This window comes from uncultured Candidatus Thioglobus sp., assembly GCF_963981275.1.
In the GTDB taxonomy this organism is placed as follows: domain Bacteria; phylum Pseudomonadota; class Gammaproteobacteria; order PS1; family Pseudothioglobaceae; genus Thioglobus_A.
Genome location: NZ_CAXCCZ010000009.1, coordinates 23,355 through 40,297, shown reverse-complemented (window position 1 = coordinate 40,297; position 16,943 = coordinate 23,355). Strand labels below are relative to the sequence as shown.

General features: G+C 39.7%; 20 protein-coding genes, 3 tRNA genes and 1 pseudogene. 8 read left to right on the top strand and 16 right to left on the bottom strand.

The window, feature by feature from the left end; genetic code table 11:
* The 4 genes from ABNR88_RS02700 to ABNR88_RS02685 form a co-directional block, all read right to left on the bottom strand.
* Positions 1–661: RluA family pseudouridine synthase (locus ABNR88_RS02700; protein ID WP_348669961.1), on the bottom strand; the 661-nt coding region annotated here is incomplete at its 3' end.
* Positions 662–842: 181 nt separating this feature from the next.
* Positions 843–920 (bottom strand) — tRNA-Glu (locus ABNR88_RS02695).
* 94 nt (positions 921–1,014) lie between these two features.
* Positions 1,015–1,089, bottom strand: a tRNA-Glu gene (locus ABNR88_RS02690).
* 22 nt (positions 1,090–1,111) lie between these two features.
* Positions 1,112–1,187: transfer RNA gene (locus tag ABNR88_RS02685), tRNA-Ala, on the bottom strand.
* A gap of 123 nt (positions 1,188–1,310) precedes the next feature.
* Between ABNR88_RS02685 and ABNR88_RS02680 the strand changes: the two genes are divergently transcribed.
* From ABNR88_RS02680 to ABNR88_RS02660, 5 genes are read left to right on the top strand one after another with little or no spacing between them, the layout of a single operon-like run.
* Complete coding sequence (locus tag ABNR88_RS02680; RefSeq protein WP_348669959.1) at positions 1,311–2,033, top strand: MBL fold metallo-hydrolase; 723 nt, start codon at positions 1,311–1,313, stop codon at positions 2,031–2,033.
* Positions 2,030–2,656, top strand: a complete 627-nt coding sequence (nadD, locus tag ABNR88_RS02675) for a nicotinate (nicotinamide) nucleotide adenylyltransferase (protein WP_291927726.1) — start codon at positions 2,030–2,032, stop codon at positions 2,654–2,656. The genes ABNR88_RS02680 and nadD overlap by 4 nt, the downstream gene beginning before the upstream one ends.
* Complete coding sequence (gene rsfS / locus ABNR88_RS02670; RefSeq protein ID WP_291927731.1) at positions 2,653–2,991, top strand: ribosome silencing factor; 339 nt, start codon at positions 2,653–2,655, stop codon at positions 2,989–2,991. The genes nadD and rsfS overlap by 4 nt, the downstream gene beginning before the upstream one ends.
* A 5-nt stretch (positions 2,992–2,996) precedes the next feature.
* Entirely contained in the window at positions 2,997–3,464 is a 468-nt protein-coding gene (rlmH, locus tag ABNR88_RS02665; RefSeq protein ID WP_291927734.1) for a 23S rRNA (pseudouridine(1915)-N(3))-methyltransferase RlmH, read from the top strand.
* A 39-nt stretch (positions 3,465–3,503) separates the two neighbouring features.
* A complete protein-coding gene (locus ABNR88_RS02660; RefSeq protein WP_291927739.1) occupies positions 3,504–4,166 on the top strand; it encodes a glutathione S-transferase family protein in 663 nt (220 codons plus the stop codon).
* A gap of 2 nt (positions 4,167–4,168) precedes the next feature.
* Here ABNR88_RS02660 and arsC read toward each other — a convergent pair whose 3' ends face one another.
* A complete protein-coding gene (gene arsC / locus ABNR88_RS02655; protein WP_291927742.1) occupies positions 4,169–4,516 on the bottom strand; it encodes an arsenate reductase (glutaredoxin) in 348 nt (115 codons plus the stop codon).
* Between the two features lie 12 nt (positions 4,517–4,528).
* Here arsC and ABNR88_RS02650 point away from each other — a divergent pair, with 12 nt between their 5' ends.
* A complete protein-coding gene (locus ABNR88_RS02650; protein WP_291927747.1) occupies positions 4,529–5,050 on the top strand; it encodes a TlpA disulfide reductase family protein in 522 nt (173 codons plus the stop codon).
* Here ABNR88_RS02650 and ABNR88_RS02645 read toward each other — a convergent pair.
* A complete protein-coding gene (locus ABNR88_RS02645) occupies positions 5,042–5,980 on the bottom strand; it encodes a KamA family radical SAM protein (RefSeq protein ID WP_291927750.1) in 939 nt (312 codons plus the stop codon). The two genes, ABNR88_RS02650 and ABNR88_RS02645, sit on opposite strands and share 9 nt — an antisense overlap.
* A 55-nt stretch (positions 5,981–6,035) precedes the next feature.
* Entirely contained in the window at positions 6,036–6,221 is a 186-nt protein-coding gene (locus tag ABNR88_RS02640; protein WP_291927752.1) for a hypothetical protein, read from the bottom strand.
* Between the two features lie 118 nt (positions 6,222–6,339).
* Here ABNR88_RS02640 and uvrD point away from each other — a divergent pair, with 118 nt between their 5' ends.
* Together uvrD and ABNR88_RS02630 are read left to right on the top strand one after the other, a co-directional pair.
* Positions 6,340–8,505, top strand: coding sequence for a DNA helicase II (gene uvrD / locus ABNR88_RS02635; RefSeq protein WP_291927755.1), 2,166 nt, complete (start codon positions 6,340–6,342; stop codon positions 8,503–8,505).
* A gap of 114 nt (positions 8,506–8,619) precedes the next feature.
* Positions 8,620–8,730 (top strand): annotated as a pseudogene (locus ABNR88_RS02630) (hypothetical protein); the annotation flags it as partial.
* A gap of 149 nt (positions 8,731–8,879) precedes the next feature.
* Here ABNR88_RS02630 and ABNR88_RS02625 read toward each other — a convergent pair.
* Genes ABNR88_RS02625 through ABNR88_RS02585 form a run of 9 tightly spaced genes read right to left on the bottom strand, consistent with a single transcriptional unit; the run spans position 8,880 to position 16,925 of the window.
* Positions 8,880–9,161, bottom strand: coding sequence for a hypothetical protein (locus ABNR88_RS02625; RefSeq protein WP_291927757.1), 282 nt, complete (start codon positions 9,159–9,161; stop codon positions 8,880–8,882).
* On the bottom strand, positions 9,158–10,144 hold the full coding sequence (nagZ, locus tag ABNR88_RS02620; protein WP_291927762.1) for a beta-N-acetylhexosaminidase: 987 nt from the start codon (positions 10,142–10,144) through the stop codon (positions 9,158–9,160). Before nagZ ends, ABNR88_RS02625 begins: the two co-directional genes overlap by 4 nt.
* Positions 10,145–10,151: 7 nt before the next feature.
* Positions 10,152–11,621 (bottom strand): MFS transporter, encoded by a 1,470-nt coding sequence (locus ABNR88_RS02615; RefSeq protein ID WP_348669954.1) that lies wholly within the window; start codon positions 11,619–11,621, stop codon positions 10,152–10,154.
* A 38-nt stretch (positions 11,622–11,659) separates the two neighbouring features.
* The gene (locus tag ABNR88_RS02610) at positions 11,660–12,049 is read right to left on the bottom strand and encodes a rhodanese-like domain-containing protein (protein ID WP_348669952.1); all 390 of its coding nucleotides are present in this window, start codon (positions 12,047–12,049) and stop codon (positions 11,660–11,662) included.
* Complete coding sequence (locus ABNR88_RS02605) at positions 12,046–12,486, bottom strand: L,D-transpeptidase (protein ID WP_348669950.1); 441 nt, start codon at positions 12,484–12,486, stop codon at positions 12,046–12,048. Before ABNR88_RS02605 ends, ABNR88_RS02610 begins: the two co-directional genes overlap by 4 nt.
* A gap of 9 nt (positions 12,487–12,495) precedes the next feature.
* Positions 12,496–13,812 carry a 23S rRNA (uracil(1939)-C(5))-methyltransferase RlmD gene (gene rlmD, locus ABNR88_RS02600; RefSeq protein WP_348669948.1) on the bottom strand — a complete coding sequence of 439 codons (1,317 nt, stop codon included), beginning with the start codon at positions 13,810–13,812 and terminating at the stop codon, positions 12,496–12,498.
* 16 nt (positions 13,813–13,828) lie between these two features.
* The gene (gene glcF, locus ABNR88_RS02595; protein ID WP_291927777.1) at positions 13,829–14,962 is read right to left on the bottom strand and encodes a glycolate oxidase subunit GlcF; all 1,134 of its coding nucleotides are present in this window, start codon (positions 14,960–14,962) and stop codon (positions 13,829–13,831) included.
* Positions 14,962–15,495 carry a dehydrogenase gene (locus tag ABNR88_RS02590; RefSeq protein WP_348669946.1) on the bottom strand — a complete coding sequence of 178 codons (534 nt, stop codon included), beginning with the start codon at positions 15,493–15,495 and terminating at the stop codon, positions 14,962–14,964. Before ABNR88_RS02590 ends, glcF begins: the two co-directional genes overlap by 1 nt.
* Positions 15,495–16,925, bottom strand: coding sequence for an FAD-linked oxidase C-terminal domain-containing protein (locus ABNR88_RS02585; RefSeq protein ID WP_348669945.1), 1,431 nt, complete (start codon positions 16,923–16,925; stop codon positions 15,495–15,497). Before ABNR88_RS02585 ends, ABNR88_RS02590 begins: the two co-directional genes overlap by 1 nt.
* Positions 16,926–16,943 lie beyond the last annotated feature (18 nt).

The following is a 16,943-nucleotide window of genomic DNA, read 5'->3' as shown; positions in this document are numbered from 1 at the left end:
GGGTATGATGAGCAAAACGATCAATCACGCGATAGTGTGTTACCGCATCTTTACCCTCGCCTTCTTCAACCACTGCTTGTCTGATACGGTCTTTTGGATCACGGCCAATTGGCGCATCAATCGTACCACCAGAAATCATGTGGCCATAGACAATGGCAGAATATTCACGCGAAACTTGGTGAGTTTGCAATTGCTCAACTAGGTTTTTTTGTGCCAATTCACTACGCGCTACCACCATCAAACCCGAGGTGTTTTTATCGAGTCGATGCACAATGCCGGCACGATCAAGATTAGCCAGTGACGGATCATAATGAAGCAGTGCATTGGCCAGTGTGCCCGTCCAATTGCCCGCGCCCGGATGTGTCACTAAACCTACCGGCTTATTAACAACAATAATATCCTCATCTTCATACACCACGTCAATGGCAATATCTTCACCCAACCAAGCGTTGGTTTTTTCTTTTTTAATAGTGAGTGCAACCACCTCGCCACCCAATACTTTTTCTTTGGCTTTAAAGGTTTTGTCATTCACCAACGCCTTGCCTGCGCGCACCCAACTGGTGATTTTAGAACGTGAATAATCGGGCAACATAACTGCCAAAGCACTATCAATGCGCTGGCCAATCAGGCGATCTGGAATAACAATATTTAATAAACTCATGTTTGGTATTTTACTTAGTAATTCATTATTTTTTTAAAAATTGATTTTTTATATGCAAGTATTTTTTATCCTTATAAGGCAAATATTTAAAATGCGAGTGCGCGTAGTAATTCTACGCAAATGAGTATTTTCAATATTAAACACAATAAGGATAAAAAAGACGAAGCATAGAAAGGTAATTTGGCGTCGCGTAAGAGATTTGAACTCCTGTTACCAGGATGAAATCCTGGGGTCCTGGGCCGGACTAGACGAACGCGACAAGCGTCATTTTAATTGAGAAATTAGATGAATGCTTGGCAATTTTATATAGACGAAAAAAATGGCCTGATTAAAAATCAGACCATTTAAGTGTATGGCATCGCCTAGGAGAATCGAACTCCTCTTACTAGGATGAAAACCTAGGGTCCTAACCGATAGACGAAGGCGACATAACATTTTCTTTGCTATCGCTGGTGGAGCTAAGCGGGATCGAACCGCTGACCCCGACACTGCCAGTGTCGTGCTCTCCCAGCTGAGCTATAGCCCCAATACTACCCCAACGCTACCCCAAAAACTGGACGTAAGCAAAAGATGTAAATTATAGTCTCTAAGATCAATTAGTCAAGAGTAGTTTGGTAAAATGTTTGTACAACATCAATGATAAAAACCTATGCTGGAAAAAACTTTCAAAGAAAAAACCTTTACTCTAGAAATTCTCTATCATATTGGTGCGCTAGAAGACTCTATTCATTTCATCTTTGATCATGACAGCAAGACTTGCGCTATTATTGATCCTGCCTGGGATCCACAGCTATTTGTTAAAAGGATTGAGGATAAAGGCTATACACTCACTGACATTTGGCTAACCCACTGGCACTTTGACCACACTAATGCGGTGGATGAATTGGTAGAAATGACGGGTGCAAAAGTTACTGCTGGCATTCATGAAATGCCTTATTTTCAGATTGAAACCTTGCCGGATACGGTTGAAGATGGGGAAACTATTTTTATTGGAAAAACAGCGGCTAAAATTATCAACACACCTGGACATAGTGCTGGCGGTATTTGCTTTTTATTAGACGGACATATTATTGTTGGCGATACTTTGTTTGTATATGGTGCAGGCCATTGTAGCTTGCCAGGGGGCAATGTACGCGAGCTATATCATTCTATGCAAAAGCTTAAGCAAGTTAATGATAGCACCATGATGCATTGTGGTCATGACTACGGCTGCAAAATTGACACCACCATGGGGGAGCAAAAATCTGGCAACGCCTATTTATTACTAGACAACGAAGCTGATTTTGTGCGTTTTGTTAACGGCATGTCTCAAGGGCTGGTTGCCTACCCCACTGAGGCGCTCACCTTAAAAGAAGTGCAAGCCATGCTATGATAGGTTTTTTTGGTGGGTCTTTTGATCCCGTTCATTTTGGTCATTTGAAAAATGCCCAGCAGCTCAAACACGAGTTGAGTTTGTCTGAATTATTCTTAATGCCCTGTCGAGCGCCTGTGCACAAAGACGGCCTAACCTTCTCAACAGAACAACGCCTTGACATGCTTAAAATTGCGCTTGAGGATTTTCCCAGCCTAAGCCTCGACCAGCGAGAAATTAACAGGATTAGTGAGTCTTATAGTATTGATTCGCTTAAGGAAATTTCCCTGGAGTTTGTAAATCAGACTATCTGCTTAATCATTGGCATGGATAGCTTTAACCAATTATCCAGCTGGAAAGATGTGCAAAAATTTCATCATTACTGTCATTTGGTTGTACTGGGCAGACCTGGAGAAAAAAATAGGGAAAATTATGATCACTTCACCCTCGCTAAAGAAGCTAAAGAGCTCACAAAAGAAGACTCAGGTTTGGTTTACTTCGCAAAAACCGACTTACTTGATATTTCTTCAAGTGAAATTCGCGGTATTTTGTTTAACCGCTCACAAGAGGGTAAAATACACGCTCAACAAAGCTTAGACGGATTAACGCCAAAGCCTATTATTAACTATCTGCAAACATTATGAGCCTAGACCTAGAACAGCAACTTAGCGTTGTTACCCAAACCATTGATGAATTAAAAGGTGAGGATGTCGTCACTTTAAAAGTGCTGGACCAAAGTGCTGATATTGAGGCCATTGTAATTGCTACAGGCCGCTCTGTACAGCATGTTCGCGGTATTGCCAACAATATCAAAATTGAAGCTAAGCGCTTAGGCATGAAAGTTTCCGGCATTGAAGGCACAGAAACTGGCCACTGGGTGTTGGTAGATTTGGCCGAGGTTGTGGTGCACGTCATGACTGAAAAAACTCGCGAATTCTACAAGCTAGAAAGACTCTGGTCTGGTGCTGATAGCAACTAAAAGCCATGAAGATTAATCTGGTTGTAATCGGCAAAAAAATGCCTGATTGGATACAAACCGGCATTAATCATTATCAAAAACAACTCCCTGCACAACTCAACTTTAGTCTAATTGCGCTAGAAGCGCAAAAGCGTAAAGGTAAAAATATTGCTCAAATAAAAGAGCTTGAAGGAGAATTGATCCTTAAAGCGGTCAAAGATTTTCATCTAGTGATCGCCTTTGACGAACATGGAAAACAGAATACCACCAAAGAGATTGCGAAAAACCTTGACAATTGGCAGCAAAGTGGCGACAGTATTGCACTCATTATTGGTGGTGCTGACGGTTTGAGTGATAAAGTTAAATCACGCGCTAATCAGCTTTGGGGGTTGTCAAATTTGACATTACCTCACTCTATGGCTAGACTTTTAGCAGTTGAGCAAATCTATCGCGCTCATTCTTTATTAACCAACCACCCCTATCATCGGGAATAATCAAAAGGAAGGCAAGGCCTTCCTCCATAGGATAAAAACATGAAACTAGAACTCATCAGCTTTAAACTTTGCCCATTCGCACAACGCGCTATTATCTTGCTAAATGCTCAAAAGATTGATTTTGAAATTACCTACATCAATCCGATGGATCCGCCTGATTGGTTTAAAGCCATTTCTCCCACTGGACAAGTGCCACTACTTAAAGCAGATGATCAAATAATTTTTGAATCTTCTGTGATTACGGAATTTATTAATGATATTAGTGCGACCAATATTCATCCAGAAAATGTTGTACAAAAAGCCAATAATCGCTCTTGGATTGCCTTTTCATCGAGCATGTTTGATGACATGTTTGGTATGGTTGTTGGTGATGAGGAAAAATTTAACGCATCAAAGAGTGCTTTATTTGGCAAACTTAAAAAACTTGAAACGGTGAAAAATACTGAGACCTTTTTTAATGGTGACAGCTTTAATATGATTGACGCCGCAATGGCGCCAATTTTTATGCGCCTAGCATGGATTAATGAATTTACAGATAACGCCCTATCGCTCGCAGAATTTACAAATTTAAGCGCTTGGAGTAAATCAATTTTAGCCGTTGAAACCGTTAAAACCTCTGTGTTTGACGGGTTGGATGATGTTTATTATTCTAATATCGAAGGGCGTGAGGGATATCTATCTACGCTTTTAGTTGACGAATAAAATTAAATAATTGCCAGAATATTTTCTGGCGGCCTGCCAATAGCAACACCTTTGTCAGTGCGCACAATTGGGCGTTCAATCAAAATTGGATGCTCAATCATGGCTTTAATTAGCATCTCTTCACTGAGTGATTCGTCATCTAAATTGTTGTCCTTATAAGGCGCTTCAAATGTGCGCATAAGGGATCTTGCATCAAGATTGAGCTCAGTCATTAGAGTTTTTAGCTCATTAAAACTAGGTGGTGTTTCTAGATATTTAATTATTTCAAAATCCACACCTTTTTCTTCTAAAATGGATAGAGTTGTCCTACATTTTGAACACTTAGGATTGTGATAAATTGTTGTAATCATTATTAAAAACTTATGAAAAAAATTCTTATTATACTCTCGCTACTGCTTAGCTTTAATCACGCTCACGGTATCACTGTAGATGAAATTGTTAATTCTGCAAAAAGCGCTTGGCAACACGACAAGCAAATTACCACGCCTAACTTTTCTCTCATTGATACTCAAGGAAATACTCACACCAACGCATCAACTCAGGGAAAATATTTAGTGATTAACTTCTGGGCAACTTGGTGCCCACCCTGCTTAAAAGAAATTCCTGCTTTTGTGGAATTTTATGAAAATAACAAAGACCAGGTTCTGATTATCGGGCTTGACTACGAACAAGCCGACCCAAAATCTATTGCGGAATTCACCGATACTTTCATGGTAAATTATCCGATTGTATTATTTGACGCGCACAACGGCCCTCAGTTTGCTGGATTCGGCGAAGTCATTGGCATGCCAACCACTTATATTTACAATCCAGAAGGTAAGTTGGTCGATTTTAAAATGGGTGAAATGGATATTGAATCTTTACAACAAGCCATTTTAAAGTAGCCAGCTTTTCGAAGATGCGGCCTCATCTCTCACCAATCTTGGCACCAGATATCCGCTCAATTCAGCTTGTAGCTGTTGGTGTAATATAAGCGCCACTTGCTCCTTAACAAAATAATTCTCAGCCCCTGAAACCTGATCAAGCATGTGTAAGTAGTAAGGCAAAATACCAGCCTCAAATAATTTTAAACTTAAAGTTTTAAGGCTGTTTAAATTGTCATTTACACCCTTTAGCAGTACCGATTGATTAAGTAAGGTCACATTTTCAAAATTTGCGATATTTTTAATAAATGCTTCTGACATTTCATTTGCATGGTTAATATGTGTCACTAAAACCACTTTTAAGGCAGTTTTAGCAAGTATTTTGACCAATTTATCAGTAATTCTGCTTGGAATAGCCACCAATGAGCGTGTATGAATACGTAAGGCTGTGACGTTTTCAATATTTTCAATATTTTGGATTAATTTTTCAAGCTTTTCGTCACTCAAACTTAAAGGATCTCCGCCGCTTAAAATTACCTCATTAATATTTGAGTCTTGGCGAATATACTGCTCAATTTCAGACCAATTGCTAAGTGCATCGTGCTCAGTGTAATTAAAATTTTGCCTAAAGCAATATTGACAATGAATAACGCAAACTTGAGAGGTAATTAGTAAAACTCGATTACGGTACTTATGTATGAGCCCTGCTACTGGCGAATTATCTTCATCGTTTAAAGGCGCTGGAATAAAGCCAATTTGCCCAGTTTTTGGCTGTGGCATCACCTGCTTGAGTAGTGGATCATTAGGATTGGTCTGATCAATCAGTTCAGCATACTCTAAAGGGATTTTAATAGGAAAGTCACTCTCTTCAAATGCCTGAGTGTTAAAAAACTCATTACTGATTTTTACCCCTTTTAGCACTTTTCTAGCTTGCTGATTCCACTGACTCATAGGCATAAAAAAAGCCCCGTCAGGGGCTTTTTTTGAATTCTTGTTTACTTAAGTCTTAACAAAAGTTAGAAAAATTTTCATCTGAATGCTCACCACCATCTTCGTAACCAGCTTCATACTCTTCAGTTTTTCTTTGCTCTTCGATTTCAGGGTTGTTTAAGAAACCTGCGACCCAACCTTGAATGTAGTTGTCGTTTACGCCCATTTCTTCCATTTTTTTAACGCCTTCGTAGTAAGTCATTGCTGATACTCCTTAAATAATGTTTATAATTTTGTAGCTTATATCAGAGCGTTTTTTCAACTGACATAAGAGAAAGATAATATTATAACCATTAAATTTCATAAGGCAAGAAAAATCAATGAATTTATCAGAAATAACCAACGGTTTAAATGACAAGCAACACCAATCAGTGGCACTTGATAATGCTCAAAATGCATTAATACTAGCAGGTGCAGGCAGTGGAAAGACGCGAGTGCTAACTCATAGAATTGCCTATTTAGTCACTCAAAAAAATATTCATACTGACTCGATTTTAGCTGTTACTTTCACTAATAAGGCTGCTGCAGAAATGCGAGAAAGACTTTCCACTCTACTCAGACGAAATATTCAAAGCATGTGGGTGGGTACTTTTCACGGCCTTGCGCATCGCTTATTACGTACGCATTATGAAAAAGCAGGATTGACATCTGGGTTTCAAATCTTAGACGCACAAGATCAATTTCGCATTGTTAAACGCCTAATGAAAGAAAATAATATTGATGAGTCCAAATTTCCCGTTAGAAAGGTGCAATGGTTTATCAATCAACAAAAAGACGAGGGCATACGCGCCCAAGATGTTGACCCTGGCTATAACTTCTTTATCAAAAAAAGCCTAGAAGTATTTGTTTTATATGAAGCGCATTGTCGTGCTAACGATCTTATTGACTTTGCCGAGTTACTGGTTCGAAGCTACGAGCTACTTAAGAACAACACTGAGCTCCTTGAGCATTATCAAACGCGTTTTTCACATATTTTAGTGGATGAATTTCAAGATACTAACACTGTACAGTATAAGTGGATTCAGCAATTATTCACTGGTAACAACCAGGTATTTTGTGTGGGAGATGATGACCAGTCTATTTACGGCTGGCGTGGTGCAAAAATTGAAAATATTACCAAGCTAGAGACTGATTTTGCACCGATTCAAACCATCCGTTTGGAGCAAAATTATCGTTCTACTGGGCATATATTATCCGCCTCAAATGCGTTAATTTCCAACAACTCAAATCGCATGGGAAAGTCTTTATGGACCGATTCTGGCAATGGAGATTTGATTGATGTGTATGAAGCACGAACAGAAACAGACGAAGCAGATTATGTAATTCGACAAATTAAAAAGCTGATTAAAGACGGCTCTAAAGCCAGTGATTGTGCTATTTTGTATCGATCTAATGCTCAGTCCAGGGTATTTGAAGAGGCTTTGATTAAATACAATATTCCTTATATTATTTATGGTGGTTTGCGATTTTTTGAACGTGCCGAAATCAAAGATGCACTTGGCTACTTACGCATGATTGAAAATACAGCTGACAATGTTGCTTTTGAGCGGATTGTAAACTTTCCAACACGAGGTATTGGCAATGCCACGTTAGAAAAAGTGCGTGAATTTGCTCGCGATCAGCAAAGCAATCTATTTCAAGCATCACAGCAAGTAGCGCCAACTCTACCCACTCGAGCTGCTAACGCTTTAAATGGATTTATTGAGCTTATCGAGCAAATGGCTGACGATAGTAAACATCTGGATTTAAGTGAAAAAGTGTCTTATTTGCTTAATAACTCTGGACTTATGAATCATTATGCCAACGACAAAACTGACAAAGCAGGCAGTAAAAAAGAAAATCTTGAAGAGCTGATTGCTGCTGCTAAACAATACAAACACGAAGAAGATAGCGAAATGAACGAAGTGGTCGGTTTCATCTCTCTCGCCTCTCTTGACTCTAGTGGAGATGCCAATACGCCTGTGGTTGATAATGTACAATTAATGACCATTCACTCTGCGAAAGGCTTAGAGTTTCCTAATGTCTTTCTAGGCGGTCTAGAAGAGGATTTATTCCCCTCTAGACAATCCAAAGACGAGCCGCATTTAATGGACGAAGAAAGGCGCTTATGCTATGTGGGCATGACTCGAGCCATGAAAAAACTCACCTTATCTTTTGCCATCAAGCGCTTCTTACATGGTCAGTCTTTATACGCCTACCCATCGCGTTTTTTAGATGAAATACCTAGCGAATATGTGAATAAAGTTAAAGCAAAATTTGGCGCAACACAGACTAATTACAAAGAAGATGATATCTATAATCAAGATATTGAGCCTCAAGCTAATGGTCAGCTATCTATTGGTGCAGGTGTTAAGCACGGAAAATTTGGCTATGGCTCTGTGCTTAATTTTGAGGGCGAGGGCGACAGCGCCAGAATTCAAATAAAGTTTAAAACAGCGGGTACCAAATGGCTAATTGCCAGCTATGCTAATTTAGAGTTTGTTTGACAACCTTTTAAAGAGGCAAAACCTCTCGAACTTATTCTGATAACAATAATACAAAATTAATATTAATCTTTACAGGTAGTTGGCGCGAGGAATTGCCTCGTATTTGGCTATGGCTCTGTGCTTAATTTTGAGGGCGAGGGCGACAGCGCCAGAATTCAAATAAAGTTTAAAACAGCGGGTACCAAATGGCTAATTGCCAGCTATGCTAATTTAGAGTTTGTTTAATTCTTTTCTGCTGAGGCAAAGCCTTTTTGTAGATTTTTAGCCAACTTACACACAGTTATTGTTTGAAGTTTTTTAGACTTCTTAAACTTTTTTAGGTGCAAGGCATTTCCTTGCAGGTTAATTGCCAGCTATGCTAATTTGGAATCTGTTTAATTCAGGGTTTTCTTAAGATCATCAACTGAAAAACTCTGCACAGTTTGCTCGTCAGTATAGACCGGCTTCATTTTGGTGTGCGTGCCCGTTTGTTTTTCAATCTCAGTTTGACGAGAGATGACTAGATTCAAACAATCGGTAATCATTTTTTGTGTATTTTCTGTCAATGGGTGACGCAGGCCTGGCTTAGTCATGGTGTCTTTTGCCACTGAGATTAAGGTTTTTCTCATGGCATTTAGCATTCTCACTTCAATATCGTTTGTTTTTTCATCACTCATAATAAGCTCTTAATGGTTTCTAAATGTTGTAGATAGGTTATTTTATCGGATTTATACTTTCTATTGCCTTGCATTGATTGTAGCTTTTCATTGGATCCCCAATCTTGATCAATCACCTCAGACACCATTTCTGGATGATTACAAATTAACACCATGTCACAGCCACTTTCTAAAGAAACTTGCACTCGATCTTTAATATTGTCAATAAAAAAGGCACCCTGCATCGATAAATCATCACTAAACACCACTCCTTCAAATCCAAGTCTATCTTTCAAAATACTCTGAATCCAAGTACTGGAAAAGCCCGCAGGCTTATCATCTACCTTTGAATAAATAACATGCGCTGGCATGATTGCATCAAGCTCTTGGTCTGCCAAATCCTTGAAAATAGCCATATCTTGATAGACCTCCTTAGCGGGTCGATCATCAACTGGCAACTCTAGATGTGAATCGAGTGACACATACCCATGCCCAGGAAAATGCTTGCCCACACATTTCATGCCGGCTCTATGCATGCCTGTAATGAGTGCCTGTGCCAACTTAACCACTGCATCTGGATTGGAATGAAAAGCTCGATCACCGATTACAGAGGAGTTGCCGTAATCCAGATCAAGCACCGGGGCAAAAGAAAAATCAATATCAACCTCTAGTAATTCATAAGCCAACACAAATCCACAAGAGCAGGCATACTTTAATGCTTTTTTAGGTTTTTTATCATACAATTCACCTAGTCTTGACATAGCTGGCAGATGCGTAAATCCATTTTTAAAACGCTGAACTCGTCCACCTTCATGATCAACAGAAATCAAAAGATTAGGTTTTACTGATCGAATGGCACTGATAAGTTGTTTAAGTTGTTCAATGGAGTCAAAGTTGCGGCTGAACAAAATAACACCACCAATACTTGGTTTTGCTAATTGCACTTCTTCTACTTTGGTTAGTGTCAGTCCTGACACATCCATCATAATTGGCCCTAGTTTCATAGTTTATTTAATTAATATAAGGTTTTATTTTGTACACTAAATACAAAATAGGAAGTCCGATTAATGTGGTTATGATGAAAAATTGGCTATAGCCAAATGCTTCAACAATACCCCCTGAATATCCACCAAAAATCTTAGGCAGTAGTGTCATTAGTGATGAAAATACTGCGTACTGAACCGCGGTAAATTTAATATTAGTCAAACTGGATAAAAAAGCAATAAAGGCTGCACCAGCTAATCCTGCAGACAAATTATCCATGGTAATCGTTACATATAACCAAGTAATATCATGACCGACATTTGCCAAAATGATAAACAATAAATTGGTTAATGCGGACAGTACAGCGCCTAAAAATAATACTTTAAATACACCAAATCGAATTGCCATCACACCGCCTAAAAAGCCACCGGCAATGGTCATAAATAAGCCAAATGTTTTAGATACAGTGGCAATTTCAACTTTTGTAAAACCCATATCTTGATAAAAAATATTGGCCACTACGCCAAGTACAATATCGCTCACTCGATATAGGCCAATAACTGCCAACAATAAGATTGCCACGTTTAGACCGTAGCGATTAAAGAAATCTTTAACCGGCGCAACATAAGTGTCATCCACCATAGGGCGATTAACAACATTCAGAACAATCAATACTCGAGTGGCAATATAAGCACTCACAATGGCCAGTGCCATTCTCATAGATCCGACAACAAACCCGGATAGGTGTTTATTTGAAAAAGTTTCAGTCAGTACTGGTTTAAGTGTTTTAACTAAATCTGCACTATAAACAAAGGCGGTAATAAAGGCAGCAACAATGGCTAAAAATAATGCAAAAAATCTAGTGTAATCTAAAGTGCTATAGTCTGTTCTGGTGCTAGTTGATTGGGGCTCTTTAATGATCAAAGTGGTCATAACACCAACCATCATCACCAGTGACATAATTACATAAGTATTTGACCAGGCGCTCACACTATAAAGCGCCTTGGTTGATCCAAAATAACTAGCCAAAAACAATCCGCCTGCACCCGCTACCAACATGCCAATTCTATAGCCAGCAATATAGGTGGCACTCAGCATAGATTGCATATCTTTATCAGCCGATTCAATTCGATAAGCATCAATGACAATATCTTGAGTGGCCGATGAAAATCCAAGTAGAACGGCGCCATACGCCATCAACGTTAAACTATCAACGCCGGCTTTCGGATCAACTGATGACATTAGTAAAATAGCACCCATAATGGCCAATTGCGAAATAAGCATCCAGGCGCGACGCCTACCTAATAGCTTGGTTAAAATTGGCAGAGGTAGGCGATCTACTAAAGGCGCCCAAACAAATTTAAATGAATAGCCAAGTGCCGCCCAAGAAAAAAAAGTAATACTGGATTTGGCAACGCCGGCTTCATTTAACCAAAGACCGAGTGTTGAAAAAATAAGCAATATAGGTACACCCGCCGAAAAACCCAAAAATAGCATAGTGAGCACCCGAGGGTGGATAAATAGCCGAATACTTTCTAACACTGAATCCAGGGCATACCATCGTGACGCCAACCATTGACATTGCCACGCTGATCCTCTTCGTCAAGATCCCCCTCAAAACCACTCACCACGTGAGCAATATTGGTAAATCCATTCTTAACTAAACACTTGCCCGCATCATCAGAACGATAACCACTTCGACAAATTAAAATAATCTCGTCATCTTTGTCAATATCAAATCGTGAAAATGTTTTGATAAATTCATCTTCATCAACCTCCCACTCTGGCTCATCTAGCCACGGAATAAGAATTGACCCTGGCACGCGCCCTACAAATTTATTTTCAGCCTCACAGCGCACATCCACTAAAATTGCACCCTCTGAGATAAGCTTAAGCGCTTTTTTTGGTAAATAATTTTTAATCATTCGATTACTACTCTCCCACCTGTTTCAACCTGATTGAATAGTTGAATGATATCACTATTTTTCATACGGATACAGCCTTTTGACTCGGGCACTCCGAGGCTAAGTTCATCGGGTGAGCCGTGGATATAAATGTAGCGTTGCTTGGTATTTCTATTATGTGAGTCAACCCCATCAAGCCACAAAATACGTGACAAAATCCAATCTCGATCAGGCTGCTGATTTGATAATTGTTTTGAATAAATTTCACCCGTAGGTACTCGAGAAATCAATACTGATCCTGACTCCAGGTTATCGCCAATTTTTTCAGCAATGGCAAAATTTCCTAAAGGGGTGCAAAAAGATCCTTCTTGCTCACCTACACCATTAGCCGCAGTACTAATTGAATATACTGTACCTTGGTGAGTTAGAGTTTGATTAGCAATGTTAATTGTAATCATGACCGCCTGTTATTTGGTGAACAACGCAATAGATTCAACATGGGCTGTTTGCGGGAACATATCCATCACCCCAGCAGTCTCAAGCTTATAGCCTAATTCAATCAGTTTGGCTGTATCACGTGCGAGCGTTGCCGGATTACAAGATACATACACCAGACGCTCCACCCCCAATTTTGGCAACAATTCAACAATTTCAATAGCACCAGAGCGCGCTGGATCAATCAATGCTTTGTTATAGTTTTTACCCCTAAACCACTCAAATCCCTCAACCTCTTTAAAAAGGTCAGCCTTATAAAAATCAGCATTGCTTATAGCATTTTGCTCAGCATTATATTTTGCTCGCTCAATCAAACCTAAATCCCCTTCTACACCTACCACATGCCTAGCATATTTGGCAATCGGCAAGGTGAAATTACCCAAGCCACAAAACAAATCAATCACTTCATCTTTCTCATTAAGATCTAACATCTCCAAAGCCAGATTGATCATTTTTTGGTTAAGTTTAAAATTAACCTGAGTAAAATCAGTGGGTAAAAATTCCATCACAATGTCATGATCAGGATGTGAATAAGTTAATAGAGCAGGCTGATCCAACGGCTTAACTGTATCGGCACCACCACTTTGGGTATAGAAATTGATTTTCAACTCATTGGCACACACTAACAATATCTGCTCATCCTGCTCGGTAAGAGGCTCTAAATGGCGCAAAATTAATACCGTATCATTTTCAGCCACAGCTACTTCCAATTGTGGCACTTGTGATTTAACTGAAAGTTGCTCAATATACTTTGCCAGCACTTCAAGATTATCACCCAAAGACGGATGCAGAACCTCACAACGACTCATATTGGTAATAAAGCCAGATTTCTTCTCTCTGAATCCAACCAAAACTTTTTCTTTTTTGGCTACATAACGTACGCCAAGTCGTGCCTTTCGACGATAACCCCAGCTTTGAACCTGAAGTGGCTCAAGCCAGTGCTTAGGCTCTATTTTTGCTTGACCTTTAAAAGCATCTTTTAGCCACTCCCCTTTTGCACCTATTTGATCCTCACTAGAAAGATGCTGAAACGAACACCCGCCACAAACACCGAACACCTCGCATTTTGGCGCAATTCTATTTTCAGCAGGCTTTAACACCTCTTTAACATCTGCCTCTTCAAATTTAGCTCGAGAAAATGTTCGATCAGCCAGTACAGTTTCCCCTGGTAAAGCACCTGAAACAAAAATTACTTTTTCATCAAGATGTGCAATTCCGCGCCCTTCATGCGACAAGGATTCAATGTTTAATTCGTAGGTTTTGGCTTTTGGCTTTCTTCTTCTACCCATGACACTCTTCGGCTAATTAATTGGTCTGATTATCCAATAATTCCACCCAATGTTTAACAGGAATTTTACTGTCTTTTTGCAAATGCATTAAACAGCCAATATTTGCCGTGACAATCATTTCTGGATTGGAGGCGTTGAGATTATTAAGCTTATTCATCTTAAGCTGTTTTGCAAGGTCTGGCTGAAAAATGGAATACGTACCTGCTGATCCACAGCACAAATGAGCATCCTTTACAGGTGCAGGCGTATAACCCAGAGTATTTAGAATTGAATTAACCAGTCCTGCTAATTTTTGCCCGTGCTGGAGTGTGCACGGCTCATGATATGAAATGTTAGCTTGCGCCAAATTTAACTGACTTAAGTCTTTATCTACTAAAAATTCAGCAATATCTTGGGTTTTTCCAGAAATAAGCTTTGCTTTTTCATAATAGATATCACCCTCTTGAAACATAGAAGCATAATCTTTCACCATCAATCCACAGCCACTAGCACTTGAGATGATTACGTCAGCATTAAGTCCAAGCCAGGCGTCAATATTAGCCTTAACTTTTTTTAGTGCATCTGACTCGGCACTAAGATGCTGATCTACCGCACCACAACATTGTTTTTGTGGAGTTTCAATAGCTTCAAATCCTAATTTTGCTAAAATATTTTTGATACTATGGTTGATATTAGGCGCAAGCACTGGCTGTACACACCCACCTAGTAACAATACTTTTTTGCTATTAGCGTTAGGCTTTAAAACATTGCCTTGTTTTTTTGAATGTCTAGCGATTCGCCCAATTGGATTAAACAACTGAGGTGTAGTCAAAAGCTTACGTATTGAATAACGCATAGCCTTTTGCCAAAGCGGGCGCTTCTGCTCCATAAACTCTCGCCCAACATCAATCAACTTGCCATACTCAACCCCTGAAGGACAAGTGGTTTCACAAGATCTGCAAGTTAGACAGCGATCTAGGTGTTTAATACTTTCGCTAGAAAAGTTATTTTTTTCAAGCGAAGATTTAATCAAGTAAATTCGCCCACGAGGCGAGTCAAGCTCCGACCCAAGCAACTGGTACGTTGGACAAGTGGCTAAACAAAATCCACAATGCACGCATTTTCGAATAATTTCATTGGCTTTAAAATTAGCAATTTGGTGTGTTTGCATTAGCTAAAAATCCCTCTTGGATCGAACACTGTCTTTAAGCGTTTTTCAACTTCTTCTCGTAGCGCTGAACGCTCAACAGTTTTAGCTCGAAATTTAAGCTCACCTACATATTGCCTCGGCATCACCTTAAAGCTAATTTGTGTCACTACAGCCAACTGCCCTCTTGAACCAACAAGCATTCTAGCAACATCATAACCTGCCACATTTTTCATCACTTGCCCGCCGAAATTTAACAATTCGCCCGTGCCGTCAATGATCTGCACACCAAGCACACTATCAGATAAATCTTGGGCGCCAATAGCGTAAACGGCACCAATACTTTGAGTTTTATCGTCAATATAAAATGGCAGAACTTGGTCGTTTTCGGCAAGTACCGTGCAAATTTCAGCAATGGGCGTGCTAGCTCTAACTGTAATCACCAACTCTTCTGGAAAGTATTCTTCAATACCCGTATGATTTAACCAACGACCAGTAATATGAAGACCGTCAGATAGTTTGATTTCTTCTTGTATTTTTAAGAGGTTCGTTGACATTAAAACCGCTCCAATTCGGGATGGGGTAATTGACCATGATGAACATGCATTGCGCCCAATTCTGCACATCTGTGTAATTCAGGAATCGCCTTGCCAGGATTTAGCAATCCTTCAGGGTCAAACGCAGCCTTGATTTTATGAAAAATTTCCAATTCTTTACTATTGAATTGGTGACACATAGCGTCAAGCTTTTCAACACCCACACCATGCTCACCAGTAATACTGCCGCCCATATCTACACTAAGTTTTAAAATCTCGGTGCCAAATTCCTCAGTTCTTTTAAGCTCGCCCTCAATGTTTGCATCATACAAAATTAAAGGATGGAGGTTGCCATCACCTGCATGAAAAACATTGGCCACTCTGAGTTGATATTTTTTACTTAACTCGTTAATTTTTTCTAGCATGTCAGCCAAATGTCTTTTGGGTATGGTGCCATCCATACAATAATAATCGGGAGATAATCGCCCGACTGCAGGAAAAGCAGACTTGCGTCCTTTCCACAAGTCTAGGCGCTCTTGTTCATTATTAGATACTTTAATACTAGATGCAACTGATAACACTTTTAAAGCCACCTCAAGTTCTGCCTGAACCTCTGCTTCTGAACCATCCAGTTCACACAGCAACAGCGCCTGAGCATCCAGCGGATAGCCCACTTTTGCAAAGCCTTCTGCTGCTTCAATGGCAAAACCATCCATCATTTCAAGCCCTGCTGGAATAATGCCTGCTTTAATAATATCAGCAACTGAATTGGCGCAATCGCGCACACTATCAAAACCGGCCATTATCACTCTAGCCAGTTTTGGCGTTTGAGTAAGTTTAACCGTAATCTCTACAATGACGCCGAGTAAACCTTCGGAACCATTCATCATGGCCAACAAGCCCAAACCTTGGTCATCTCTGGATAAAACCAGCTCTTCGCCATTAATAGTTAAAATCTTAACTGCCTCAACATTATGCACCGTTAGGCCGTACTTTAAACAATGCACGCCCCCTGAGTTTTCAGCCACATTGCCACCAATACTACAAGCAATTTGACTCGACGGGTCGGGTGCATAATATAGGCCGTATTTTGCCACCGCTTCGCTAATGGCAATATTTCTAACGCCCGGTTCAACGACAGCCAGCTGATTATTTGCATCAATAGATTTAACTTTATTGAGTTTTGATAAACCCAATACCACTGAATTTTCTAAAGGCATTGCACCACCAGCAAGCCCCGTTCCTGCGCCGCGAGTAACCACCGGTGTATTGTGTTTTTTACAAATTTTTAAAACTTGTTTGATTTGCTCGATGTTATCTGGCAGAACAACGGCTAAAGGCTTTTGACGATAAACACTCAACCCATCACATTCAAATGGACGGGTGTTTTCCTCGCCAGTTAAAACAATTTCTTTGGGTAATTTATCTAGTAATTCATTGACAATTTTCATACCTGAGAATTATAGTCA